Raw genomic sequence first — 25625 nt, 5'->3', positions numbered from 1 at the left:
CGCGGTGATCACGGCACAGGAACTGGTCGAGGAGGCCTTGGCGAGGTCGACCGCCGACGAAACGATGGTGCTGGTCACTGACGTGGGCGAGGCGTCGCTGCGCTGGGCAGGTAACTCGATGACCACCAACGGGGTGTCGGCCTCGCGGTCGTGGACGGTGATCTCGATCGTCCGGGACGGCGGCACCGCCAGGGTGGGCGCGGTGACGTCGTCAACGGTCGACGCCGAATCGGTGGCCGCCGTGGTACAGGCCAGCGAGACCGCCGCTCGTTCTGCGCAACCCGCCGAGGACGCAATGGACCTACTCACCGGCGACCTCACCGGCGAGGCGGACGAAGGCACGTGGTCCGACGGGCCCGCGACGACGGATGTCGGGATATTCGAAGCGTTGGTGCCGGGCCTGGCCGAAGGCTTCGACGGCACCGATCGGCTCTACGGGTTCGCACACCACCAGTTGCACAGCACATGGTTGGCGACCTCGAAGGGCATCCGCCGGGCTTTCAGCCAGCCGACGGGTTCGATCGAGATCAACGGTAAGCGCGGTGATGCGAGCGCTTGGGTCGGCGCCGCGAGCCCCGACTTCACCGACGTCTCCGTCCCGGTGCTGCTGGCGGATCTGGCACGTCGACTGGACTGGTCGGCGCGCACGGTCTCCCTCCCGGCCGGCCGGTACGAGACGGTGCTGCCACCGTCCGCGGTGTCAGACCTGCTGATTCCGCTCGTGTGGGCGATGGAGGGGCGTGCTGCGCAGGAGGGGCACACGGCGTTCTCCCGCAGCGGCGGCACCCGCGTCGGCGAGCGCCTGACCGACATTCCGCTGACGCTGTACTCGGATCCACACGCCGACCGTCTCGCGTATGCCCCCTTCGTCGCGACCACGACGTCGACGGACACCGTCTCGGTGTTCGACAACGGCATGTCCGCCGCTCGGGTCGACTGGCTCCACGACGGCGTGATCAGCGCCCTCGCCTATCCCCGGGCCGCGGCCGCAGAGTTCGGAACGCCGGTCGCGGTGCCCGGCGAGAACCTGTTGCTCACGGGTGGGAGCGACGCCACGCTCGACGACATGGTCGCCCGCACCGAGCGGGGCCTGCTGTTGACCACGCTGTGGTACATCCGCGAGGTCGATCCGGCGACCGCGTTGCTCACCGGGCTCACCCGGGACGGTGTGTACCTGATCGAGGACGGCGCGGTCACCGCGGCGGTCAACAACTTCCGGTTCAACGAGAGCCCGCTCGATCTGCTGCGCCGTGCGACGGAGGTCGGCGCCGCCGAACGGACGTTGCCGCGCGAATGGAAGGATTGGTTCACCCGAACGGCTATGCCACCCATGCGGATTCCAGACTTCCACATGTCGTCGGTGAGCCAGGCCCAGTGAGGGGCAAAGTGTGAGCCGAAAAGGGCCGGAAAGACGCTGAGCCGGACAGACAAGGAACGGCGATGAAGACAGTCTCGAACGACGACCGGTGCCCGTGCCTGTCCGGGGAACGGTATGAACAGTGTTGCGGACGATTCCACCGCGGCGACGCCGTCGCCCCGACAGCGGAACAGCTGATGCGGTCCCGCTACGTGGCATTCGTCATCGGAGACGCCGACTACCTGCGGCGGACGTGGCACACACGAACGCGACCGGCGACGCTCGACCTGGACCCGGATCTGGTGTGGCGGCGCCTCGAGGTCCTGCACACGTCGGGCGGCGGACCGTTCGACTACACCGGAACCGTCGAGTTCGTCGCCTACTACTCCGATCACGGTCAGCGCAGGTCCATGCGCGAACACAGCGAGTTCGTCCGGGAGAACGGACAGTGGTTCTACATGGACGCCCTACGGTAGCGAAGAACCGATATCTCAGCTTGGCGACAGGAGGACCATCATGCGCTTCGGACTGTTCGTGCCCCAGGGTTGGCGACTCGACCTGGTAGGCATCGAGCCCGCCCGACAGTGGAGGACGATGCGTGACCTTGCGCTGCGCGCGGACCGGGGGCCGTGGGAGTCGATCTGGGTGTACGACCACTTCCACACCGTTCCCGAACCCACCGACGAGGCCACCCATGAAGCATGGTCGCTGGTATCGGCCTTCGCCGCCATCACCGAGCGTGTCCGGTTGGGCCAGATGTGCACCGCCATGAGCTACCGCAACCCGGCCTACCTCGCGAAGGTCGCGGCCACCGCGGACATCGTCTCCGGCGGACGCGTGGAGATGGGCATCGGCGGTGGCTGGTACGAACACGAGTGGCGTGCTTACGGATACGGGTTCCCGTCCGCCGGTGAGCGGCTCGGTCGTCTCGACGAGGGTGTGCAGATCCTTCGGCAAGCGTGGACGACCGGTACCGCGACCCTGAACGGCAGGCATTACCAGGTGGATGGCGCGATCGTGCGCCCGTTGCCATTGCAGGACGGCGGAATTCCGCTGTGGATCGCCGGTGGCGGCGAGAAGGTCACGCTGAAGATCGCCGCGAAGTACGCGCGGTACACGAATTTCGACGGCACCCCCGAGGTGTTCGCCCACAAGTCGCAACTGCTGCGTGAGCACTGCGCCGCAGTGGGCACCGACTTCGGTGCCATCGTGCGGTCGGCGAACTACAACGTCGCCATCGGGCACACCGAGGCGGAGGTGCAGGACCGGCTCGACGCGCTACGCGCTCGCCTCGAACCGATCGTCGGCGCGGAGAAGGCCGATGCCTCGCTCGGTGGCTTCCGAGGCCTGCCCGCCGTCGGCACCCCGGAGCAGATCGTCGAGAACCTCACGAAACTGAAGAACGAAGGCCTCGAGTACGCGATCTTCTACGTCCCCGAGGCCGCCTACGACACGTCCGGCCTGGAGTTGCTCGAGCGGGAAGTGCTTCCGAACCTGGCCTGATCGGCCGGCGCTGGCCGACCTGCGCTGGTCGGGCGCGGCAGCCCGGAGTAACGTCCGCGTGAGGAGAGCCCTGTCGTGGACTGGTTCGATACCTCCGACTACTGGCTGGGACGGCTGCTCTTCAAGGAGGGGCTGGCCGTCATCTACCTCTGTGCCTTCTTGGTCGCGGCAAACCAGTTCCGGCCACTGCTCGGAGACCACGGCATGCTCCCAATCCGGCGATTTCTCGCAGGCAGGCGGTGGCAGGGATCCCCGAGTATCTTCCACCTGCACTATTCGGACCGGTTCTTCGCCTTCATCGCTTGGACCGGAGCCGGGCTGGCGGCGCTCGCCCTTCTCGGGCTACTGGACCTGTTACCGCTACCGCTGTCCATGCTGGGCTGGCTGCTGTTATGGGCGCTGTACCTGTCGATCGTCAACGTCGGTCAACTCTGGTACGGGTTCGGGTGGGAGTCGCTCCTACTCGAGGTGGGACTGCTGGCGGTATTCGTCGGGAACGCCCACACGGCACCGCCGCTGCTGACACTGCTGCTGCTGCGTTGGGTGCTGTTCCGCCTCGAGTTCGGAGCCGGATTGATCAAGATCCGCGGCGACCCGTGTTGGCGCGACCTCACCTGCCTGTACTACCACCACGAGACCCAGCCGATGCCCGGGCCGTTGAGCTGGTTGTTCCATCGGCTGCCCCGTCCGCTACACAAAGTGGAGGTTGCGGGCAACCACTTCACCCAGCTGATCGTGCCGTTCTTCCTGTTCATGCCGCAGCCCGTCGCGGGCGGGGCAGCCGCGATCATGATCGCCACCCAGTTGTGGTTGGTCGCGAGCGGCAACTTCTCATGGCTCAACTGGCTCGCGATCGTGCTCGGGCTGTCGGTGCTGCCGGATGGTTTCTGGGAGGCTCTCCTCCCGATATCGGCACCCACGGGCATCGCCTCGTCCCCGACGTGGTTCGTCGTCGCCGTCGTCGCCTTCACCGCCGCGATCGTCGCACTGAGCTACCGCCCGGCCCGGAACCTGTTGTCCAGCCACCAGATGATGAACGCATCGTTCGACCCGTGGCATCTGGTGAACACGTACGGTGCGTTCGGCCACATCACCCGCACCCGGCGGGAGATCGTCGTGGAGGGCACGACCGATGAACACGTCACCCCGGACACCGAGTGGCGGGCGTACGAGTTCAAAGGGAAACCGGGCGACCTGCGGCGGAGGCCGCGTCAGTTCGCGCCCTACCATCTTCGGCTGGACTGGCTAATGTGGTTCGCGGCGATCTCCCCCAGCTATGCGGCGCCCTGGTTCGGCGGGTTCGTCACCCGACTGCTCGACGGCGACCGCGCAACCCTGAAGTTGCTCCACCACAATCCGTTCCCGGACCGCCCGCCCACCTACGTGCGGGCACGCACCTTCCGGTACCGGTTCACCACTCGTGCCGAGCGCCGCGCGACCGGGGCATGGTGGGCCCGCACGTACGAGTCCGACTTCATGCCGCCGGCCTCACTGCAGCGGAGGCAGTGAGGCTCAGACAAGTCTGACTCAGGCAAGTTCCTCAGGCACTGGAGATCGCCAAGCCGATGGTCCCCTCGCGGCCACGCCGCAGCAGGCTGCCCTTGACGGTGATCCATCCGATCACTCCGTACTTGCGGGCAATGGCGGCGCGGGCACCTTCGGTGCCGGCGTCGTCGAGCACGGCAGCCGTCGCCTCGATCTGTGGTCCCTTCGGGTTTCCACGAAAATCGCACGCCCCCACGGTGACCCGAGACGAGCGCCGGATCCGTTTGACCTTCCACGAATCGGTGACGGTCCACATCAACATCCGGTCGCCATCCATCGCGGCCCACAGTGGTGTCGGTACCGCCGATCCGTCCTTTCGGAATGTGGTCAGCAGAACGTATTTCGCGGCACCGATCTCGCTCAGTGTGACAGTCATGCGCTCAGCCTACGGCGCGACCGGAACGCCATGAACGTCGCATGAATATTCTCGAATCCGGCCGGATTCACCTGAACGGATGTCCGAGTTGGGGTTTGCTAGGGGAACTGCAAACCGACGACACCGACAAAGGACACCTGTGACCGAGTTGAACCAGATCAACCGACGCCGCTTCCTCGCCGGTGCGGGCGCGGCAGGTATCGCCGTCCCGATCGCTGCGATGGCACCTGCCTCCTCCTCCGCCGCCGTGCCCGACGCTGAGAAGTACACCTTCCCGACAGCGGATGAGGTGCGCGTGCTGGTCACCGGCGACGCCGGCACCGGCACCCCGGCGCAGTGGGCAGTCGCCGACGCTATGCGTACCCTGCACCGGAGCGAGCCGTTCGGGATGGCGCTGGGGCTCGGCGACAACATCTACGAATCCGGGCCGAACGGTGGGCACGACGTCCAGTTCGCCACCAAGTTCGAGGACCCCAACCACGAACTCGACTTCCCGTGGGTGATGGCGCTCGGCAACCACGACACCAGCTTGGTGGTTCCCGGCGACGGTGGGTGGCTCCTGCGCGGCAACGACGAGGTCGTTTACCACGGCAGCTCCCGCCGGTGGTGGATGCCTAGCCGCTACTACTCGGTGCGGGTGCCCGAGGAGAATCCGATCGTCGAGTTCTTCGTGCTCGACCTCAACCCCGTGGCCGCCTATCTTCCCCCACTGTTCGTGCCGTACTGGGCGGTGAACGGTCAGTACATGAACGAGCAGCGGGCCTGGCTCGACAACGCGATCGCGTCGTCGCCGGCCAAGTGGAAGATCGCGTGCACCCACCATCCGTACCTGAGCAACGGTTCGCACGGGGACGCCGGTGAGTACGACGGGATCCCGATCGCGCCCATGAACGGCGTCTACGCCAAGCAGTTCTTCGAAGATCATGTCGTCGGGCGGTGCCAGTTTCTCCTGTCAGGACACGATCACTCGCTGCAGGTGTTCGAGCCGACCGTCGCGTCCAAGGGCACCCGACAGATCGTCTCCGGCGCGGCCGGGAAGAACTCGCACGGCAAGTCCTCCCGGACGGACCGGGCCAATCTTTATCAGAACTTCGACGACGTGGGCTTCATGGTGATGGATCTGACGGCGGAAGCGGTGCGGCTACGCGTCTACACCGTCGACATCCCCACCGCAGCTCCAACTCTCACGTTCGACCGCCGCCTGGCCTGACCCCGACTACTCCCCCTCGAGATCACCCTCGGTCTCGAGGTACACCTGGCGCAGTCCCTCGAGCACCTCGGGGGACGGCTCCTCCCACATGTCCCGCTCGACGGCCTCGAGTAGCCGTTCGGAGATGCCGTGCAACGCCCACGGATTGGACTCGGACATGAACTTGCGGTTCTGCTCGTCCAGCACATACGTCTCGGCGAGCTTCTCGTACATCCAGTCCGCGACGACGTCGGTGGTCGCGTCGTAGCCGAACAGGTAGTCGACGGTCGCGGCCATCTCGAAGGCTCCCTTGTAGCCGTGGCGGCGCATCGCCTCGAGCCAACGCGGGTTGACCACCCGGGCGCGGAAGACGCGAGCGGTCTCCTCCGACAGTGAGCGGGTCCGGACGGTGTCGGGGCGGGTGCTGTCGCCGATGTATGCCTCGGGCGTCTTACCGGTGAGCGCCCGCACGGTCGCGACCATGCCGCCGTGGTACTGGAAGTAGTCGTCCGAGTCGGCGATGTCGTGTTCGCGGGTGTCGGTGTTCTTGGCCGCCACCGCGATCCGCCGGTACGCGCTGCGCATGTCCTCCGACGCCGGTACGCCGTCGAGCCCGCGGCCGTACGCGTAACCGCCCCACGTGGTGTACACCTGAGCAAGATCCGCGTCGTCGCGCCAGTTCTTCGAGTCGATCAACTGCAGCAGACCCGCGCCATACGTACCCGGCTTCGAGCCGAAGATACGGGTGGTGGCGCGTCGATCATCGCCGTGCTCCGCCAGATCCGCCTGCGTGTGCGCCCGGACGTAGTTGTCCTCCGGCGCTTCGTCGAGCCCGGCGACGAGACGTACGGCGTCGTCGAGCAGTGCCAGCACGTGCGGGAACGCATCCCGGAAGAACCCACTGATGCGGACCGTGACATCGATGCGCGGGCGACCGAGCTCGGCGAGGTCGATCACCTCGAGGCTGGTGACACGGCGGGAGGCCTCGTCCCACACCGGGCGCACACCGAGCAGCGCGAACACCTCGGCGATGTCGTCGCCGGAGGTGCGCATCGCCGACGTGCCCCACACCGACAGGCCCACCGACCTCGGCCACGAGCCGTGGTCGGCGCGGTAACGCTGTACGAGCGAGTCGGCCATCGCCTGGCCGGTCTCCCACGCCAACCGGGACGGCACGGCCTTCGGATCCACCGAGTAGAAGTTGCGGCCGGTCGGGAGCACGTTGATCAGACCACGCAGCGGTGAACCGGACGGGCCGGCAGCGATGAAGCCGCCTTCTAGTGCATGAAGTACCTGACCGATCTCCCCCGACGTCTGCCGCAGCCGCGGGACGACCTCCGTCGCCGCGAACCGCAGGATCTGCCGGACCACCTCGTCGTCGGACAGCCGATCGGCGGCCGTGGGATCCCAGTCCGCTGCAGCCATCGCGGACACCAGCGCGTGCGCCTGCGCCTCGACCTCGTCGACCCGCCCGCGGGCCTCGGCTCCGTCCACACCGACCTCGGACTCGCTCAGGCCCAACGCCTCCCGCAGGCCCGGCACCGACTGCTCGCCGCCCCACATCTGCCGGGCCCGCAGCATCGCAAGCACCAACTCCACCTCGGCGTCGCCCTCGGGAGCACGCCCGAGGACGTGCAAGCCGTCGCGGATCTGAACATCCTTGATCTCGCAGAGCCAGCCGTCGACGTGCATCAGCATGTCGTCGAACACGTCCTCCTCGGGACGCTCGGTCAAGCCCAGGTCGTGGTCCATCTTGGCCGCGCGCATCAGCGTCCAGATCTGCTGACGGATCGCCGGCAGCTTCGCCGGATCCAGAGCAGCGATGTTCGAGTGCTCGTCGAGCAGTTGCTCGAGCCGCGAGATGTCACCGTAGGTCTCCGCGCGCGCCATCGGTGGGACCAGATGGTCGACCAGGGTCGCGTGGGCGCGGCGCTTGGCCTGCGTGCCCTCACCCGGGTCGTTGACCAGGAACGGGTACACCAGCGGCAGATCGCCGAGCGCGGCGTCGGTGCCACAGGACGCCGACATTCCGAGTGTCTTACCGGGCAGCCACTCGAGGTTGCCGTGCTTGCCCAAGTGCACGATCGCGTCGGCACCGAAACCCCCAGCGGCCTCCTCCGCGGCGATCCAGCGGTACGCGGCCAGGTAGTGGTGACTCGGCGGCAGATCCGGATCGTGGTAGATCGCGACCGGATTCTCCCCGAAACCCCGGGGCGGCTGCACCATCAGCACGACGTTGCCGGCGCGCAGCGCGGCAATGACGATCTCACCCTCCGGATCCGACGACCGGTCCACGTACAACTCGCCGGGCGCGGTCCCCCAGTGTCCCTCGACGTCCTCCCGAAAGTCCGGAGCCAGCGCATCGAACCACTCGCGGTACCGGTCGGCGTCGATGCGGATCGGGTTGCCCTCGATCTGCGCGGCAGTGAGCCAGTCCGGGTCCTGACCGCCAGCCGCGATGAGCGCATGAATGAGCGCGTCGCCGTCCTTCGCCGCGAGACCGGGCAGCGCCCCCTCACCGTCGACGGGACCGAGGTCGTAGCCGGCGGCACGCATCTCCGACAGCAGCGCGATCGCACTCGCCGGAGTGTCGAGGCCCACGGCGTTGCCAATGCGGGCGTGCTTGGTCGGGTACGCCGACAACATGAGCACGATCCTCTTCTCCGTGTTCGGGATTCGCCGCAGCCGTGCGTGCCGCACCGCGATCCCGGCGACCCTGGCCGCACGTTCAGCATCCGGGACGTAGGTGGTCAGGCCCTCGGAGTCGATCTCCTTGAACGAGAACGGGACCGTGATCAGACGCCCATCGAACTCGGGGACCGCAACCTGGGTCGCGACGTCGAGCGGTGAGAGTCCGTCGTCATTGGCCTCCCACGCCTGCCGACTGCTGGTCAGACACAAGCCCTGCAGGATCGGCACATCCAACGCAGCGAGTTCGGCGACGTCCCACGCCTCGTCGTCGCCACCGGCCTGCGCGCTCGCGGGCTTGGTCCCACCCGCGGCGAGGACGGTCACGACCAACGCATCGGCCCGACGCAAGGTGTCGAGCAGGTCCGGCGACGCGGTGCGCAGCGACGCACAGAAGATCGGAAGCGCGTTCGCGCCGGCGTCCTCGACCGCCTGGCACAGCGCCTCGACGTACGCGGTGTTCCCGGCGATGTGCTGGGCGCGGTAGTAGAGCACGGCGACCGTCGGGCCCTCCAGCACGCGGGATTCGCGCTCGAGAACCCCCCAGTTCGGTAGATGCGCGGCGGGCTCGAAGCCGTGCCCGGTGAGCAGGACCGTGTCGGACAGGAAGTTGTGCAGCTGCCGGAGGTTGTCGGCGCCGCCCTCGGCGAGGTAGGTGTGTGCCTCGGACGCAATGCCCGCCGGCACAGTGGAGCTCTCCATTAGCTCGGCGTCCGGTGCCTGCTCGCCACCGAGCACGACCGTCGGAAGCCCGGAAGCCAGCACGGCGTCGATGCCGTCCTCCCAGGCCCGCCGGCCGCCGAGGATGCGCACCACCACGAGGTCGGCCCCGGCGAGCAATCCCGGCAGGTCCTCGTCGACCGACAGGCGCGCCGGGTTGGCCCAGCGGTAGTCGGCGCCGCTCGCGCGAGCACTGAGCAAATCGGTGTCGGAGGTCGACAGCAGCAGGATCACTGTTCAGCCTTTCTGGGGTTTCGCGCCCCACGGCAAGGTTCCGACGAGATGGGACTCCCGGAAGCGGTTCGGACGGCGGAAGAGGGTCTGACTCTCACAGTGGCGCGACCGCGCCGGAATCCCACCGGCTTCCTCTCCTGCCGCAGTCGCGCACGATGCTACCGGTCACCCGTTCGCGCACCGGGCCCGCACTTCTCTAGCCTGGATGCGTGCCATCTCCACGCTCCGGCCCCGACAAATGCCCGGGCGCCCTCCAGGTCCACGTGGCCGCCGACGGCCCCCTCGCCCGCGTCCGCATCCCCGGTGGCGTCGTCACGTCGCCTCAGCTCCAGGCGCTGGCCGCAGCCGCCCAGGAGATCGGCAAGGGGGAGATCGAGTTGACCTCGCGCGGCAACTTGCAGCTGCGCGCGCTGCGCGATCCGGACGATTTCGCCCGGCGTATCGAGGCTGTCGGGCTGCTGCCGTCGACGACGCACGAGCGGGTCCGCAACATTCTCGCCTCGCCGCTGTCCGGCCGTATAGGTGGGCACGCCGACGTCCGGGGCCTCGTCACCGCGCTCGACCGCGGGCTGTGCGACGATCCGGCACTAGCCGACCTGCCGGGTCGCACCCTCTTCACGATCGACGACGGCAGCGGCGACGTATCGGGCTTGCGCGGCGACCTTGGAGTCCATGCGCTCTCGGACGGGCGGTTCGCGCTCATCCTGGCCGGTGCGGACACCGGTGCACGCTTGGCGGAGATCGACGCTGTCGAGGTGCTGCTGACGGCGGCGCGCACCTTCGACGAGATCCGCGGTGACGCGTGGCGCTTGAGCGAAGTCCCCGGTGGCACCGAACGGGTCCTCGAAGGACTCGGGCTCGAAAACGACGGCGAACCCCTCGCGCTGCCCGACGCGCCAGGACCGGGCCCCATCGGATGGCTCGACCAACCCGACGGCGGAGTCACGCTCGCAGGTGGCCTCGCGTTCGGCACACTCCCCGCCCGGCTCGCGGAGTTCCTGGCCGCGGTGGAGAAACCGATCGTGATCACCCCCTGGCGGTCGGTGCTGTTGTCGGATCTCGACGAGTGGACGGCCGAACAGGTGGTCCGAGTGCTCGCACCGATGGGCCTGATCTTCGATGAGAACTCGCCATACCTTCAGGTCAGTGCATGTGTGGGGCAACCGGGCTGCGCCAGGTCGCACACCGACGTCCGGGCCGACGCACGGGCCGCGATCGAGGGCGATGACCTGCCCACGCAGGGCCGTCAGCACTGGTCGGGGTGCGATCGTAAGTGCGGTCGGCCCCACGGCGAGGTAACAGACGTCGTCGCGGGTCCCGACGGGTACCGCTCGACGGCGAGCCGTCATGACGGCACCGAGAACGGCCCCTCGTGATGCCTCTATGGTGTGGCGCATGATCGACTACATCCGCGACGGTGCGGAGATCTACCGTCAATCCTTCGCAACCATCCGAGCCGAGGCGGACCTCGCCCGATTCCCCGCCAACGTCTCGCAGGCCGTCGTCCGGATGATCCACGCGAGCGGTCAGGTCGATCTCGCCGCCGACGTCGCGTTCACCCCGAACGTCGTCGCCGACGCCCGCGAAGCGCTGCGCCGTGGCGCACCGATCCTGTGCGACGCGAAGATGGTCGCAGCCGGGGTGACCCGCAAACGTTTGCCGCGCGGGAACGACGTGCTGTGCCTGCTCGACGATCCGCGAGTACCCGTGCTGGCCAAGACAATCGACAACACACGCTCGGCGGCCGCACTCGAGCTGTGGGGCGCCAAACTCGATGGTGCGGTTGTCGCGATCGGCAATGCACCCACTGCCCTGTTCCACCTGCTGACCCTGCTCGAGGCCGGCGCGCCGCGGCCCGCTGCGATAGTCGGCGGGCCCGTGGGGTTTATCGGCGCCGCCGAGTCCAAGGAGGCTCTGATCGAGCACCCCAGCGGCCTCGAGTACCTGGTGGTTCGCGGTCGCCGCGGCGGCAGCGCGATCACCGCGGCGGCGCTGAACGCGATTGCGAGTGAAAGGGAATGAGCACCGGAAAGCTGTGGGGGGTCGGGATCGGACCCGGCGACCCCGAACTGATGACGGTCAAGGCGGTCCGCGTGATCGGTGAGGCCGACGTCATCGCATTCCACAGTGCGCGGCACGGCCGCAGCATCTCTCGTGGTGTCGCCGCGCCGTACATGCGGGAGGGACAGATCGAGGAGCACCTGATCTACCCGGTAACCACCGAGACGATCGACCATCCGGGCGGCTACCAGGCAGCGATGGACGAGTTCTACGAACAGTCCGCCGAGCGTCTGGCCGCGCATCTCGAGGCGGGGCGCAGTGTCGCTCTCCTAGCCGCCGGAGACCCGCTCTTCTTCAGCTCGTACATGCACATGCACAAGCGGTTGGCCGACCGGTTCGAGGTCGAGGTCATCCCCGGGGTCACCTCCGTCAGCGCCGCGTCCGCCGCCCTCTCCGAGCCGCTCGTCGAGGGCGAGGAGGTGTTGACCGTCCTGCCGGGCACCCTGCCGCAGGACGAACTGACCCGACGCCTGCGCGAGACCGACGCCGCCGCAATCATGAAGCTCGGACGCACCTATCCGGTTGTACGCCAAGCATTGAAGGATGCGGGACGAATCGACGAGGCTCGCTACGTCGAACGCGCCAGCACCGACCGGCAGCGAGTCGCCTCGGCCGACGACGTCGACGACGCGGACGTGCCGTACTTCTCGATCGCGATCGTCCCGAGCCCGGTGAACAGTCGCCCCGACGCTCCACCCGTCGGTGGCGAGGTGGTCGTCGTCGGACTCGGCCCCGGTGACCGGACGTGGACGACGCCGCAGGTCCGGAAGGAGTTGGCGCAGGCCACCGATCTCGTCGGATACACCACCTACATCGACCGAGTCCCGGTGCGGCCAGGGCAGCGTCGGCACGCCAGCGACAACCGCGTCGAGGCCGAACGGGCGGCGATGGCGCTCGATCTGGCCAAGCACGGTGCCCGCGTCGCGGTCGTCTCGTCCGGCGATCCGGGCGTGTTCGCGATGGCCGCCGCCGTGCTCGAGGTCGCGTCCGAGGACCAGTGGAAGGACGTTCCGGTCCGGGTGCTGCCCGGCGTGACCGCCGCGAACGCGGTCGCCAGCCGGGTCGGCGCCCCGCTGGGCCACGATTACGCGATGCTCTCGCTGTCGGACAGGCTCAAGCCATGGGACATCGTCGCCAAGCGCATCTCCGCGGTCGCAAGCGCGGACATGGCCTTCGCCGTGTACAACCCGGCGTCGAAGTCCCGTACATGGCAGGTCGCCGCAATGCGCGACCTCATCCTCGAGCACCGCTCCCCCGACACGCCCGTGATCATTGGCCGCGACATCGCCGGTCCGCAGGAGTCGGTCAAGATCGTCGGTCTGGCCGACCTCGATCCCGCCGACGTCGACATGCGGTGCCTACTGATCGTCGGTTCGTCGACAACCACGGTCGTCGAGAGCGCACGAGGTCCACGGGTCTTCACGCCGCGGCACTACCCGGGCTGAAGGACCGTCGGCGGCCGGGATTCTTGCCGAAACGGCATGATTTCTTGCAAGACGCGAGGACGTCGGGCGATGGTGCCGATATGACCGAGATTGAGAACAGTCCCAGTGACGGCGATGGCGTGGTAGTCGGCGGCGGAGCTTCCGGCGTCTTCTCCCCCGAGGCGGAGGCCGCTGTCTGCGAGCAAGTGACGGGCGATCTTCGCCACGGCCTCGATCGTCGGCGGTCTCCTGGCGAGACGGTCGAGATCGGGCACTCAACCAGGACTGGTTCACCTAGTTGATTGAGGTGAGGAAGTTGTGTGGCGAGTGGCGGTGATTGGTAGTTGGTGATGTACGTGGCCTAGGTTCTAGTATTCCTGGTGTTCCGTCCCGTACCGATGTCCGTATGCGGGGTGGCACCCGAGGTGACGCCGAGGGTGACACCCGCCGGCTCGCGGATCAACATCGATGCGGTTCGGAAACCCAGCGGACTGCAGAATCGAGATCAGCCGTCGACTGCACCCCCGGTGGGATCGGAGTCCGGGCCACCATCACAACCGGCACCCCCAGCGCGCGCGCTGCTTCGAGCTTCGCTGAAGTGAGTTCTCCCCCACTGTTCTTCGTTACGAGCACATCGATGCGGTGCTCGAGCATGAGCGTGAGCTCTTCGTCGACCGTGAACGGTCCACGGGCAAGTAGAAGTTCGGAGTCACGGGGCATCCTGGCTTCAGGCGGATCAATTGCCCGGACCAGAAACCATCCCGGACAGTCGGCGAACGCGCCGACGCCCTGTCTGCCGATTGTCAGGAACACCCGCTCCCCCACGGTCGGCACCGACTCAGCCGCCGCTGCCAGATCCGCGACTTCATGCCAGTGATCGCGCGGGCCGGCGACCCACTCGGGGCGACGGAGCACGAGGATCGGCACGCAGGCCTCGGTAGCTGCGGCAGAGGCGTTGGCGGTGATTCGACCGGCGAACGGATGAGTCGCGTCGACGACCGCATCGATGTCATTGGTCCGCAACCACGCTGCCAGAGCCCCTGCGCCGCCGAAGCCACCGATCCGTACCCGCCCGGTAGGAAGAACCGGCTCACGCACGCGGCCGGCCAGCGATGAGATCACCTCCAGCGTCGGATCCTGGTCGAGCCGGGAGGCGAGCATCCGTGCCTCGGAAGTGCCTCCTAGGACGAGGACTCGACGCATCAGTGGGTGCCGCGGGGCCGTGTGGCCGAGTACAGATAGCTGTCCGGGAAACCCTCGGCAGCGAGGACGCGGCCCACGAAAACCACGGCCGTCTTGGTGATCCCGGCAGCATGGACCTGTTCGACGAGTGTCGCAAGTGTGCCGCGCACGACGATCTCGTCGAGCCTGCTCGCGAACGCGACCACCGCTGCCGGGCAATCGGATCCGTAGTTCTCCGACAACTCCTCGACTATCTGCTCGATCCGGTGTGCGCCGAGATGCACCACCATGGTTGCGCCGCTGCGCCCCAGCGAGCGCAGATCCTCGCCCGGCGGCATCGCAGTCGACAGCGTGGACACCCGGGTCAGCACGATCGACTGTGACACACCCGGGACGGTCAGTTCCCGACCGAGCGCGGCGGCAGCAGCAGTGAACGCTGGAACACCGGGCACGATGTCGTAGGCGACGCCGGCGGCGTCGAGCCGACGAACCTGCTCGGCCACCGCCGAATAGATCGACGGATCACCGGAATGCAGGCGGGCGACGTCGCGGCCGGCGGCATCCGCGGCAATGAGCTCCTCAATGATCTCGTCGAGACTCATGCGGGCGGTGTCGATCACTTCAGCGTCGTCGGGACACAGCGTCAGCAGTTCCCCGGGCACCAGGCTGCCCGCGTACAAACACACCGGGCATTCGGCGATGATGCGCGAAGCCCTCAGCGTGATCAGGTCAGGGGCACCTGGTCCGGCTCCGATGAAGTGGACGGTCATGGTGCATCCCTTTCAGTGCTATTCCCTGGGCCAGTCCCTGGGCCATCCCCTGGCTTGGTGACAGTCCACTGCGTCACCGGCAACTGCGGCCGCCATGCCGTGAATCCCCCGAGCGGCTCACCACGATAGATCTGGAACTTGCGCAACGCTCCCCCGCGTCCGGAATGCCACTGCAACACCAGCGCTTCCGCTTCGGTGGTTACGGCGTTGACCACCATGCGCCCACCCGGCCGCAACCGGCCCCAGCACGCGTCGAGCAGGCCGGGCTGCGTGACGCCGCCGCCGACGAAGATCGCGTCCGGCACGGAACTCTCCCGCGTGAAGGCCTCGGGTGCGGTTGCGGACACCCGAAGCGTGGGAACGCCGAGAGCGGCCGAGTTGTCGCGGATCTGCTGGACTCGGGACTCCTCGCGCTCGAACACGACGGCGTGACACCGGGGATGGCTACGCATCCACTCGATCCCGATGGTTCCGGAGCCGCCGCCGACATCCCACAGCACCTCACCCGGAGCCGGAGCGAGCGCACTGAGGGTGAGCGCACGGACCTCATGCTTTGTCATCTGCCCGTCACCACTGTAGGCCGCGTCGGGCAGCCCCGGGGTCCGGGTCAGACGCAATGCGCCCGCGCCCCGAACCTCCACCGCGATGACGTTGAGCGGGTCCCCTGCGGGAAGATCCCACGACGCGGCGACGCCCTCGACGACATTCTCCCCCGGTCCACCCAGCTGCTCCAGCACGACGACCCGGCTGTCGCCGAAGCCACTGCGACACAATACGCCGGCCACCGCAGCGGGGGTGTGCTCGTCGTTCGAGAGAACCAGCAGGCGTGCACCGTCGAGCAGATCCGGAGCGAGCGTGGCCACCGGGCGGTTCACGAGGCTCACGGTAGGGGTCTCGTGCAGCGCCCACCCCAGCCGTGCGCACGCCAGGGACACCGACGACGGGTGCGCGATCACCTGTAGCCGTTCCGGCCCGAGGATCCGTCCCAGCGTCACCCCGATGCCGTGGAACATCGGGTCCCCGCTGGCGAGCGCGCACACGCGGCGCCCACGATGTTTCTCCAACAGTTCGGCGATCGCCGGAAGCATAGGTGTCGGCCAGGGCACACGCACCGCGGCCGACTCCGGGACCAGAGCGAGCTGGCGCGGAGAACCCATCAGCACTTCGGCGTGCTCGACAGCGCGCCTTCCGCGCGGGGAGAGGCCATCCCAGCCGTCGGCGCCTATACCCACCACGACGATCCGGTCCGTGACGGCGCTGTCGGGGTTCGCTTCGCTCACGGCGCTGTCGGGGCTCGTTTCGCTCACGGCGCTGTCGGGGCTCGTTTCGCTCACGGCGTTGGAGCGGTTCGCTTCGCTCACCGGGGCATCCGCCGCCACACGAACTGCGGCAGTAGCCGCATCACGAAGAAGACCGGGCGAAGCAGCGAAGGCACCCAAACACGCTCGCGTCCCTTGCTCAGGCCGTTCACGACCGCGTCGGCCACCTGTTGCGGGGTGCTCGACAGCGGAGCGGGCTTCATGCCCTCGGTCATCCGGCCGATGACAAATCCTGGGCGCACCAGAAGCAGTCGGACACCGCTGCCGTGCAGGGCGTCCGCCAGTCCACTCGCGAAACCGTCCAGGCCGGCCTTCGCCGATCCGTACACGTAGTTCGCGCGCCGCACGCGCACACCCGCTACGGACGAGAACACCACGATCTGTCCCGACCCGTGCGCCCGCATCAGGTTCGCCAAATGCGTCAGCACGCTGATCTGGGCGACGTAGTCCGTGTGCAGGACTGCGAGGGCATGGCCCGCGTCCCGTTCGGCGCGGGCCTGATCGCCGAGAACACCGAACGCGAGGACTGCCACGCCGATGGGGCCGTACCGTTCGGCGATCACGGACAACACCGCCGGGTGGTCGGCGACCCGGTCGGCCTCGAACTCGATGCAGTGCACCTCGGCTGCGCCCGCGTCCAACACGACCTGCCGCTCCCGTTCGAGGTCATCACTGCGCCGAGCGGCGAGTACCACTACCCGGCCGGACGCCAACCGCTGCGCTACTTCCAGCCCGATCTCGCTGCGGCCGCCCAGCAGCACCAGCGATCCGGGCGCGGCGTCCGTCCCTCTGTCCGTGCCACTCGAGCCTCTCGGTGTCGTGCCTTTCGGTGTCATGCCTTCAGTGTCACGGATTCGCGCCGCTCGAGTACCGTCGGGGCATGGCTCCAACCCCGTCCGATCCCTCCCACCTGACCGCCGAAGCCGCGACGTTCCTCACCGAGCGACATCTGGCGACCCTGACGACCTTGCGCAAGGACGGCACGCCGCACGTCGTGGCCGTTGGCTTCACATGGGATCCTGAAGCCCGACTCGTCCGGATCATCACGAACGACGCGTCCCAGAAGGCCCGCAACGCCGACCGCGGCGGCTACGGCGCGGTCAGCCAGGTCGACGGTGGTCGTTGGCTCACACTCGAGGGGTCCGCCCGTGTCCTTTCGGATCGGGAGTCCGTCGTGGACGCCGAGGAGCGTTACGCGGCCCGGTACCGCACGCCCCGCGAGAACCCGACCAGGGTCGTCGTCGAGATCTCCGTCGAGCGCGTCATGGGGTCCGCAATCCTCATCGCACGGTGAACTACCGCACCGTGGAATCGTCTGTTTGGACCGGCTATTCGACGACGAAATCAGCCGGGCAGGACCGTCAGCCCGCGCGGGCGTCGGTTCATCGGCTCGCACCCGTCCTCGGTGACGACGACGATGTCCTCGATCCGTGCGCCCCACTGTCCGCGAAAGTAGATGCCCGGTTCGATGCTGAAGGCCATTCCCGGTTCGAGTGTGATCGTGTTCCCGGCAACGATGTACGGCTCCTCGTGAACCGACAGGCCGATACCGTGGCCGGTGCGGTGCACGAACACATCCGCGAGTCCGGCCTCGGCGAGGAGGTCGCGAGCCGCGGCGTCGACGGATTCGGCCGTGGCGCCGGGGCGCACTGCCTCGACCGCGGCGCGTTGGGCCGCCGCGAGTGTGTCGATCCTGTCCGCCACCCCCGAATCCGGCTCGCCGACGCTGTACGTGCGGGTGGAGTCGGAGTTGTAGCCGGGTTCGACCGGCCCGCCGATGTCGATCACCACGATGTCGCCGGACTCGATAACCCGATCGGACACCTCATGATGCGGATCGGCCCCGTGCGGACCAGAGCCGACAATCACGAACGCCGCCTCGGTGTGCCCCTCCGCGAGGATCGCGGCGCTGATGTCCGAGGCGATCTCGGCCTCGGTCCGTCCCGGCCGCAACCATTCGTCCATCCGCGCGTGCACGCGGTCGATCGCAGCGCCGGCGCGGCGCAATGCCTCGATCTCGGCCTCGTCCTTGATCATCCGTAGCTCACGCAGCACGCCGGTGGCCAGCACGGGTACCGCGCCGAAACGCCTGATCAGCGGAACCAGATGCAGAGCCGGCATTGCGTCGGCAACCGCGGTACGCGGGCCCTCCGGCAAGAGCGATGCCACCAGCTCGTACGGGTCGACGCCGTCCACCCAATCGTGTACGGGAAGGTCGAGCTCGGAAACGGCCGAGTCCCCCAGTGATGCAAGCTCGAGACGCGGCAGCACCACCGAGGGCGGGCTTCCGTCCGACGGCACGACCAGGCAGGTCAGCCGTTCGAACGAGTCCGCACGCGACCCGATCAGATACCGCAGATCGGGTCCGGGGGTGATGAGGAGACCGTCGATCCCGGACCGCTCGGCGACCTGCGCCGCTCGGGCCAGTCGGTCCGCATACACGGCGGTTGGGAACCGGGATGCGTCGGCGCGGTCGAACGCGGCGCTGTGCGAACTCTCGGAACTCATGGGGATCAGGCTAGTGCCGTTTGGCAGGATGGGGCGCATGACTGGGCCATTGCTGCTGTTGGACGGTGCAAGTCTGTGGTTCCGGGCCTTCTACGCATTGCCCGAATCGATGACCTCCCCGGACGGCCGTCCTGTCAACGCTGTGCGCGGATTCACCGACATGGTGGCCGCGCTGATCACCCGGACGCAGCCGTCCCGGCTCGCGGTGTGCCTCGATCTGGACTGGCGCCCCCGATTCCGGGTGGATGCCGTGCCCTCGTACAAGGCGCATCGTGTGGCGGAACAGTCGGACGGCACCGTCGAGGACGTCCCGCAAACCCTCACTCCACAGGTCGACATGATCATGGACGTTCTGGACGCGATGGGCATTGCGACCGCCGGCGCCGACGGGCTCGAGGCTGACGACGTACTGGGAACCCTTGCCGCGCAGGAGAAGAAGGACGACGTCGTGGTGGTCAGCGGCGATCGGGACCTGCTTCAGGTCGTCTCCGACGATCCGGTTCCTGTCCGGGTGCTGTATGTGGGCCGCGGGTTGGCCAAGGCCGAGTTGTTCGGGCCCGCCGAGGTCTCCACGAGATACGGGATACCCACGCACCGTGCGGGTGACGCCTACGCCGAACTTGCTCTGCTGCGAGGCGATTCGTCCGACGGCCTGCCCGGGGTCAAGGGGGTCGGAGAAAAGACCGCATCGACACTGCTGTTACGGCATGGTTCCCTCGGGCAACTCCGGGCGGCCGCGCTGGACCCGACCACCGATATCGCGAAGGGGGTCCGCGCCAAACTGTCGGGCGCCGCCGACTACATCGACGCGGCCCTGCCCGTGGTGAGGGTCGTCACCGATGCCGATGTCCAGCTTTCGCGACCCGACAGGCTGCCGGCGAGCCCGGTCCATGCCGATCGGCTCGCCCGCATCGCCGCCGGTCTCGCCATCGAACGTTCCGTTGCCCGGCTGGTGGCCGCCTGCGCAGCCACCAGCCAGACCGCCGAACTCCCGTAGCCACTCGGCGGCAACCTACTTGGGCCGAGCGACCTCGTACGTACCGTCGGTGTCCGTGAACGTCACCCTCACCGTTCTGGGCCTGCCGTCCACCGTCAAGTCGCATTCGAACCACGCCCCCGGTATCACTTTCTGCTCGGGCGGGCAGCTCACGCCGGTGACGGTACGGGCACCGTACGACTCGATGACGATCTCCTCGACACCCTTTTGCACGGCCGCCTGGTCGAGAGTCTTCTCACCGAAGACTCCAGCGACGAGCAGTACCAGGACTGCGATCACAAAACCCGCGACCAGACCGACTCCGACCCACATCCAGGGCTTCATCCTGTCGGCGGACGATGGTCCCGAGGGCGGAACCCACTGATTCGGTGGCCCTCCGATGAACTGGCCCTGTGGGTACCCGGGCTGACCGCCCCACGGCTGCGTGGCATACTGATTCGTAACGGGCGCACCGGGATTCGGCTGAGCCCAGGCAGAGGCCTGTCCGTGCGGAAGCGGGTGTCCTGGTGCCGGGGCGTACGCGCCGCCAGGGTGAAGGTCAGCTGCATGGGCAGTCGGCAGCGGCTGCTGGAACTGCCCGGTCGCGGTCGGCGGCGGCCCCGGAGGCGCCTGCCACTGATCGTTCGATTCGTTCGGTTCCTGGGTTCCGCTCACATCGAATCTCCCTCGTCTTCAGTACTGCACTGTCTCCGGTACTGCACTATCTCCGGTACGGCGCTGCCTCCGGTACCGCCGGCCTACGACGCAACAAAGTGCGCGAGCAGAGCCTGAACCTGGTAGATATCGACGGCCTTCGAGAACTGCTTCTGAATCGGGGTCGCCGAGCCCGAGATCCAGATCTTCAACTCGGCGTCGAGGTCGAACGATCCCGCCGTCTCGACCGAGAAGTGGGTGATCGACTTGTAGAAGAAGCTGTGGTATTCGACCTTGCGGCCGGTGATGCCCTGCTTGTCAACGAGAATCAAACGGCGATCGGTGAACACGAACGAATCGCGGACCAGCCTGTATGCCCCGTGGATCTGCTCACCGTGCCCCAGCAACTTGCCGAACTCTTCGTTGGCCGTACCCGGGTCGATGACCCCCGCATTGCCCATCAACCCATCCATCAAACCCATTGCGGCGGGTCTCCTCCCTGCGTAGATTCATCGACACTCTACGCAGGATCCAGGCCGATGCGGCCCGTCGGCCCCCGCGCACGGGAACATCCGCGCACCGCCGTCCGATCACCGTGACGTACGAGAGCGGTGCGAGCCCCGTTACCCGCTGCTACTCGGTGAGATGCACCGGGGCATTCGTGATCCCCTCGATGTCGCTGACTGTGGCGTCGATCAACTGGTGCGAAAGGTCCGCGAGGGCACGGGCCGTCGCTAGTTCGTCGCCGATCTCCGGGACGTTCCGGTCACTCGGGTTTCTACGCGCCAACCCCACACCGACGAAGGTGGTGTCCCCGGCATGCAGTCGCGCAGTCGACCGAGTCTGCCGCTCATCCTCATCAATGGAGATATCCACGGTCCACTGCTTCGCGTCCATGTCCAAACTCCTCTCGTGTAGCGCCACGACGAAATGCGGAGGAAAGGCCTACACAAGGCCAGTCAACATCCTTGCGACGAGATCCGGTAGGGCCCTCGGTACCTCTCAACTCCCGAAAGCTGGCTCATGTGGCGGCTACCGCCACGACACCGCGGCGGATCGACCCGACGGCCTGCGCCGCCGCCTTGGCGACGGAAGGCTCGGATGCGGTGGATTGAACCTGATCGAGAAGGTCGATCACCTGGCGACACCATCGGACGAAGTCGCCCGCCGACAACTCCTTCCCCCCGGAACCTGCCGATACCAGCGCGTCCATGAGTGACGATTCGTTCGCCCACGCATAGACGGCGGAGACGAACCCCGCGTCGGGTTCGCGGGTCGGTGCAAGCTTGTGCCGGATCTCTTCTGCACTGATCTCTCCCCACACGCGGACCGTCTCCGCCAGTGCCCGACGGATCGCTGCGGTGGGTCCGCTGTCGGTGGTGTCGGCGTCCTGGCGGGATTCGTAGACGACGCACGAGACGACTGCTGCGAGCTCGGCCGGTGTCAGTCCGTTCCAGACACCGCGTCGCAGACACTCCGCTACGAGAAGGTCACTCTCGCAGTAGATCCGGCCGAGTCGTCGCCCTTCCTCAGATGCCTCGGGATGCTCACCGGCCGCAATGTATCCCCACTCCGTGAGCAAAGTGACGATCCGGTCGAAGTTGCGCGCCAGTGAGTTGGTCGTTGCAGCGGCCTTCTGGCGCATCGATTCGGTCTCGCGATCGAGGCGGTTGTACCGCTCGCCGACCCGGCACAGCTGCTCGCGATCCGATCTGGAATGACAAGGGTGCGCGCGCAGTGCCTTCCGCAACTCGGCGACCTCGGCATCCTCACGTCCGCCCTTGGCTCGCTTGGGCTTCCGCGGAGCGGTGATGCCAGTACTGCGCAGCGCCGAGACGAGGTCGCGGCGTGCCCGCGCCGTACGGTGGTCCACGCGGCGCGGCAGCCTCATCCGGCCCAGCGGACGGGCGGGCACCGGGAAGTCCGCGGCACTTATCCGTCCCGCCCACTTGTCCTCGGTGAGCACGAGAGGTCGCGGATCGGCGCGATCCTGATCGGTCTCGAGTACCACCGCGAGCCCGGACCGCTTGCCCACCGGAATTCCGATGACGTCGCCCCGCCGAAGCGCGGCCAACGACCGTACCGCCAGCCCGCGCCGGTCGGCCCGCTTCTGCCGCTCGAGCATGCGTTCGCGGCTCCGCAACCGCTCCCGCAGTTGGATGTACTCGAACATCTCTCCATCCGCACCGCCCAGACGCTCCCGCAACTCGCCCAACGCCCGCTCATTGCGCTCGATCCCGCCCGTCCAGCCGACCACCGAGCGGTCCGCTTGGAACTGTGCGAACGACCGCTCCAGCAACGCCCGCGATTGTGCGGCACCCATCCGGTCGATCAGATTGATCGACATGTTGTAGCCGGGTCGGAACGAACTGCGTAGCGGGAAAGTCCGCGTCGAGGCGAGACCAGCGACGTCGGTCGGTTCGACGCCGGGCCGCCACAGCACCACGGCGTGTCCCTCGACATCGATACCGCGTCGGCCGGCTCGACCGGTCAGCTGCGTGTACTCGCCCGGTGTGAGTTCGGCATGCGTATCGCCGTTGTACTTGACGAGCCGTTCCAGCACGACCGAGCGGGCGGGCATGTTGATGCCCAGAGCGAGGGTTTCGGTGGCGAACACCGCTCGGACGAGCCCACCGACGAACAACTCCTCCACGGCCTCACGGAACGCCGGCAGCATGCCGGCATGGTGCGCGGCGAATCCCCGTTCCAGCGCCTCCCGCCAACTCCAGTAGCCGAGCACCTCGAGGTCGGCTCGCGGTATGTCCCGCGTGTGTTTCTCGGCGATTTCACGAATGCGTGCGGTCTGCTCCGGCGTCGTCAACCGCAGGCGGGAACGGACGCATTGGGTGAGAGCGGCCTCGCAACCGGCACGGCTGAAGATGAAGGTGATCGCCGGAAGCAGACCCTCCTCGTCGAGACGCGCGACCACTTCCGGCCGCGTCAGTGGGCGGAAGTCGCTCGAACGCCCCCTGTCCCTCGGCTGCCACGAGTCCACCCGGTCGAGTGCGACGCGCCGCTTGACATGGCGCACCAGATCGGGGTCGATGACGAGTTCACGGCCACCGGTCGAAGTCACCTTGGCGTCGAACAGGTCGAACAGCCGACGACCGACCAGGACGTGCTGCCACAGAGGAATCGGACGAGTCTCGTCCACGACGATCGTGGTGTCACCACGGACCGCCTCCATCCACGCACCGAACTCCTCGGCGTTGCTGACCGTCGCCGACAGGCTGACCAGACGGACGTCCTCGGGCAGGTTCAGGATCACCTCTTCCCACACCGCCCCGCGGAACCGGTCGGCGAGGAAGTGCACCTCATCCATCACGACGTGCGAGAGCCCCTGCAGCGTCGGCGACTCTGCATACAGCATGTTCCGCAGCACCTCGGTCGTCATGACGACGACAGGCGCATCCGAATTGATGCTCGTGTCGCCGGTCAGGAGTCCCACCGCGTCCTTGCCGTACCGGTCGGTCAGGTCTGCGTACTTCTGATTGCTGAGGGCCTTGATGGGTGTCGTGTAGAAGCACTTGCGTCCGGACTCGAGGGCAAGGTGGACCGCGAACTCACCGACGACCGTCTTACCCGCACCGGTGGGTGCGCACACCAGCACTCCATGCCCGGCTTCGAGGGCAGCACATGCCTCGATCTGAAACGGGTCGAGTGGAAAGCTCAGCTGCCGCGTGAACGCATCGAGTTGAGTCCTGGACCTCACAGTGTGTCCGAGTAGTCCCGCGGAGTGTTGTGGTCCTGCGAAGAGCTGGCACCAGGCGCCGCCGACGGCTGAACGGGTGTGACATCACCGATCGGGCTGGGCGCCGAGATCGAGGACGCCTCCTCGTCCGAAAGGCCGGCCAGATCCTGGGCCTCCTTCCGGGCCTTCCGCATGTCGTTCAGACGCGCTATCTGAATCGCGAACTCCAGCAGCACCGTCAACGCGCCGGCGAGGGCAATCATCGTGAATGGATCCTGACCCGGAGTTGCGATCGCCGCGAAGAGGAACAGCGAGAAGATCAAACCACGTCGCCATGCCTTCAACTTCGCGTACGGAAGTACGCCGACGACGTTGAGCGCGACGATCAGCAGCGGAATCTCGAAGCTGACGCCGAAGATGATCAGAACGTTGATCACGAAGCCGAAGTACTGCGCACCGCTGAGTGCGGTGACCTGGACGCTGTCGCCGATGGTCAGGAGGAAGTGCAACGCCTGGGCGACGACGAGGTAGGCGAGGACGGTACCCGAGACGAACAACGCCGATGCCGCGACCACGAAACTGGTCGCATATTTGCGTTCCTTCGCGTGCAGACCCGGGGTGATGAAACGCCACAACTGATAAAGCCAGATCGGGCACGCCAGAACGATCCCGGCGGTCAATGCCACCTTGAGACGGAGCATGAACTGCTCGAAAGGTCCCGTTGCGAGCAGTCGACATGCTCCGTCCGGGCTGAGGTCCGCTCGACTCTCCGCCGGCAGAGAACAGTACGGTCCCCGCAGCAGCTCGCCGAGGCTCTCGATCCCGAGGATCCGGGTCGAATACCAGACGAAGCCGATGATCGTCGTCACGACGATCGCCGCGACAGCAATAAGAAGACGCGTACGCAGCTCGTACAGATGCTCGACGAGCGGCATGGTGCCGTCTGGGTTTGTCTTGCGCCTGCTCCGACGCGGGTCGAACGGAATTCGCACTATTTGCCCTGGCCTTGGTCAGCAGTGATCCGGGATGAACTGGTCACCCCGGATGCTCGTGATACGTGGACTAGGCCGACTTCGGCTCCGAGCGGGGCTCCTGCTGGGGGGGCTCGACGACGGTGGCATCGACGGGCGCGGAAGGCAACTGCGCGGACGGAGCCGGGTCGGCAGCAGGGGCCGCCGAGGTGTTGCCGTCGTTCTGCATCTCCTTGACTTCGCTCTTGAAGATGCGCAGCGACCTACCGAGCCCACGGGCCGCGTCGGGCAGCTTCTTGGAACCGAACAGGATGACGACCACTATGGCGAGGACCGCCCAGTGCCAGGGGCTGAAGCCTCCGGTCATTATTACCTCCAAATGTCAGACCAGGACGATGCTACCGGACATGAGCGAGTCCGTCTCGGAGCAAATGTCCTGTTCACCCTGACGTCACTG

Annotated in this window: 23 protein-coding genes; 10 read left to right on the top strand and 13 right to left on the bottom strand. The window is 67.2% G+C overall.

The features are described from left to right. Positions 1-4 precede the first annotated feature (4 nt). From EGT50_RS06930 to EGT50_RS06915, 4 genes are all read left to right on the top strand, one after another. Positions 5-1378, top strand: a complete 1374-nt coding sequence (locus EGT50_RS06930; RefSeq protein WP_127951914.1) for a metallopeptidase TldD-related protein — start codon at positions 5-7, stop codon at positions 1376-1378. A gap of 62 nt (positions 1379-1440) precedes the next feature. After that, a complete protein-coding gene (locus tag EGT50_RS06925) occupies positions 1441-1833 on the top strand; it encodes a YchJ family protein (RefSeq protein ID WP_127951912.1) in 393 nt (130 codons plus the stop codon). Between the two features lie 40 nt (positions 1834-1873). Then, positions 1874-2860, top strand: a complete 987-nt coding sequence (locus EGT50_RS06920; protein ID WP_127951909.1) for an LLM class F420-dependent oxidoreductase — start codon at positions 1874-1876, stop codon at positions 2858-2860. 75 nt (positions 2861-2935) lie between these two features. Further along, positions 2936-4369 (top strand): lipase maturation factor family protein, encoded by a 1434-nt coding sequence (locus EGT50_RS06915; protein ID WP_127951907.1) that lies wholly within the window; start codon positions 2936-2938, stop codon positions 4367-4369. Positions 4370-4400: 31 nt separating this feature from the next. Here the strand turns inward: EGT50_RS06915 and EGT50_RS06910 are convergent, their stop codons facing one another. After that, a complete protein-coding gene (locus tag EGT50_RS06910) occupies positions 4401-4781 on the bottom strand; it encodes a PPOX class F420-dependent oxidoreductase (protein ID WP_127951905.1) in 381 nt (126 codons plus the stop codon). A 139-nt stretch (positions 4782-4920) separates the two neighbouring features. Between EGT50_RS06910 and EGT50_RS06905 the strand changes: the two genes are divergently transcribed. After that, positions 4921-5991: a metallophosphoesterase gene (locus EGT50_RS06905; RefSeq protein ID WP_127951903.1), complete on the top strand. Its 1071-nt coding sequence runs from the start codon at positions 4921-4923 to the stop codon at positions 5989-5991. A 6-nt stretch (positions 5992-5997) separates the two neighbouring features. On the opposite strand, the gene cobN is transcribed toward EGT50_RS06905, so the two are convergent. Further along, positions 5998-9612, bottom strand: a complete 3615-nt coding sequence (gene cobN, locus EGT50_RS06900) for a cobaltochelatase subunit CobN (RefSeq protein ID WP_127951901.1) — start codon at positions 9610-9612, stop codon at positions 5998-6000. 209 nt (positions 9613-9821) lie between these two features. On the opposite strand from cobN, the gene cobG reads away from it, so the two are divergent. From cobG to EGT50_RS06885, 3 genes are read left to right on the top strand one after another with little or no spacing between them, the layout of a single operon-like run. Then, a complete protein-coding gene (gene cobG / locus EGT50_RS06895) occupies positions 9822-10988 on the top strand; it encodes a precorrin-3B synthase (protein ID WP_127951899.1) in 1167 nt (388 codons plus the stop codon). 19 nt (positions 10989-11007) lie between these two features. Beyond that, the gene (locus tag EGT50_RS06890; protein ID WP_127951897.1) at positions 11008-11634 is read left to right on the top strand and encodes a precorrin-8X methylmutase; all 627 of its coding nucleotides are present in this window, start codon (positions 11008-11010) and stop codon (positions 11632-11634) included. Further along, positions 11631-13118: a precorrin-2 C(20)-methyltransferase gene (locus EGT50_RS06885; RefSeq protein WP_127951895.1), complete on the top strand. Its 1488-nt coding sequence runs from the start codon at positions 11631-11633 to the stop codon at positions 13116-13118. The genes EGT50_RS06890 and EGT50_RS06885 overlap by 4 nt, the downstream gene beginning before the upstream one ends. Positions 13119-13556: 438 nt before the next feature. On the opposite strand, the gene EGT50_RS06880 is transcribed toward EGT50_RS06885, so the two are convergent. From EGT50_RS06880 to EGT50_RS06865, 4 genes are all read right to left on the bottom strand, one after another. Next, the gene (locus EGT50_RS06880; RefSeq protein WP_127951893.1) at positions 13557-14300 is read right to left on the bottom strand and encodes a cobalt-precorrin-6A reductase; all 744 of its coding nucleotides are present in this window, start codon (positions 14298-14300) and stop codon (positions 13557-13559) included. Next, the gene (gene cobM / locus EGT50_RS06875; RefSeq protein WP_127951891.1) at positions 14300-15049 is read right to left on the bottom strand and encodes a precorrin-4 C(11)-methyltransferase; all 750 of its coding nucleotides are present in this window, start codon (positions 15047-15049) and stop codon (positions 14300-14302) included. Before cobM ends, EGT50_RS06880 begins: the two co-directional genes overlap by 1 nt. Further along, on the bottom strand, positions 15046-16329 hold the full coding sequence (gene cbiE / locus EGT50_RS06870; RefSeq protein WP_127952299.1) for a precorrin-6y C5,15-methyltransferase (decarboxylating) subunit CbiE: 1284 nt from the start codon (positions 16327-16329) through the stop codon (positions 15046-15048). The genes cobM and cbiE overlap by 4 nt, the downstream gene beginning before the upstream one ends. Positions 16330-16406: 77 nt before the next feature. Then, a complete protein-coding gene (locus EGT50_RS06865) occupies positions 16407-17204 on the bottom strand; it encodes an SDR family NAD(P)-dependent oxidoreductase (RefSeq protein ID WP_127951889.1) in 798 nt (265 codons plus the stop codon). 44 nt (positions 17205-17248) lie between these two features. Here EGT50_RS06865 and EGT50_RS06860 point away from each other — a divergent pair, with 44 nt between their 5' ends. Next, a complete protein-coding gene (locus EGT50_RS06860; RefSeq protein WP_127951887.1) occupies positions 17249-17662 on the top strand; it encodes a PPOX class F420-dependent oxidoreductase in 414 nt (137 codons plus the stop codon). A 50-nt stretch (positions 17663-17712) separates the two neighbouring features. Here EGT50_RS06860 and EGT50_RS06855 read toward each other — a convergent pair whose 3' ends face one another. Next, positions 17713-18876, bottom strand: a complete 1164-nt coding sequence (locus tag EGT50_RS06855; RefSeq protein ID WP_127951885.1) for a M24 family metallopeptidase — start codon at positions 18874-18876, stop codon at positions 17713-17715. Between the two features lie 37 nt (positions 18877-18913). Between EGT50_RS06855 and EGT50_RS06850 the strand changes: the two genes are divergently transcribed. After that, positions 18914-19873 (top strand): 5'-3' exonuclease, encoded by a 960-nt coding sequence (locus EGT50_RS06850; RefSeq protein WP_127951883.1) that lies wholly within the window; start codon positions 18914-18916, stop codon positions 19871-19873. Between the two features lie 15 nt (positions 19874-19888). Here EGT50_RS06850 and EGT50_RS16970 read toward each other — a convergent pair whose 3' ends face one another. From EGT50_RS16970 to tatA, 6 genes are all read right to left on the bottom strand, one after another. Further along, the gene (locus tag EGT50_RS16970; RefSeq protein WP_164873353.1) at positions 19889-20185 is read right to left on the bottom strand and encodes a DUF4333 domain-containing protein; all 297 of its coding nucleotides are present in this window, start codon (positions 20183-20185) and stop codon (positions 19889-19891) included. A gap of 425 nt (positions 20186-20610) precedes the next feature. Then, positions 20611-20988, bottom strand: a complete 378-nt coding sequence (locus EGT50_RS06840; protein WP_127951879.1) for a PH domain-containing protein — start codon at positions 20986-20988, stop codon at positions 20611-20613. A gap of 151 nt (positions 20989-21139) precedes the next feature. Further along, positions 21140-21403, bottom strand: coding sequence for a DUF1876 domain-containing protein (locus tag EGT50_RS06835; RefSeq protein WP_127951877.1), 264 nt, complete (start codon positions 21401-21403; stop codon positions 21140-21142). Between the two features lie 124 nt (positions 21404-21527). Further along, on the bottom strand, positions 21528-24218 hold the full coding sequence (locus tag EGT50_RS06830; protein ID WP_127951875.1) for a DEAD/DEAH box helicase: 2691 nt from the start codon (positions 24216-24218) through the stop codon (positions 21528-21530). Next, positions 24215-25189: a twin-arginine translocase subunit TatC gene (gene tatC, locus EGT50_RS06825; protein WP_127951873.1), complete on the bottom strand. Its 975-nt coding sequence runs from the start codon at positions 25187-25189 to the stop codon at positions 24215-24217. Before tatC ends, EGT50_RS06830 begins: the two co-directional genes overlap by 4 nt. Before the next feature lie 70 nt (positions 25190-25259). Then, complete coding sequence (tatA, locus tag EGT50_RS06820) at positions 25260-25535, bottom strand: Sec-independent protein translocase subunit TatA (RefSeq protein WP_127951871.1); 276 nt, start codon at positions 25533-25535, stop codon at positions 25260-25262. Positions 25536-25625: the final 90 nt, after the last annotated feature.

It is taken from the genome of Rhodococcus xishaensis (assembly GCF_004011825.1).
GTDB classification, from domain to species: Bacteria; Actinomycetota; Actinomycetes; order Mycobacteriales; family Mycobacteriaceae; genus Prescottella; species Prescottella xishaensis.
Note: the sequence above shows the minus strand (reverse complement) of the source record. Positions and strands in the feature narration are given on the sequence as shown.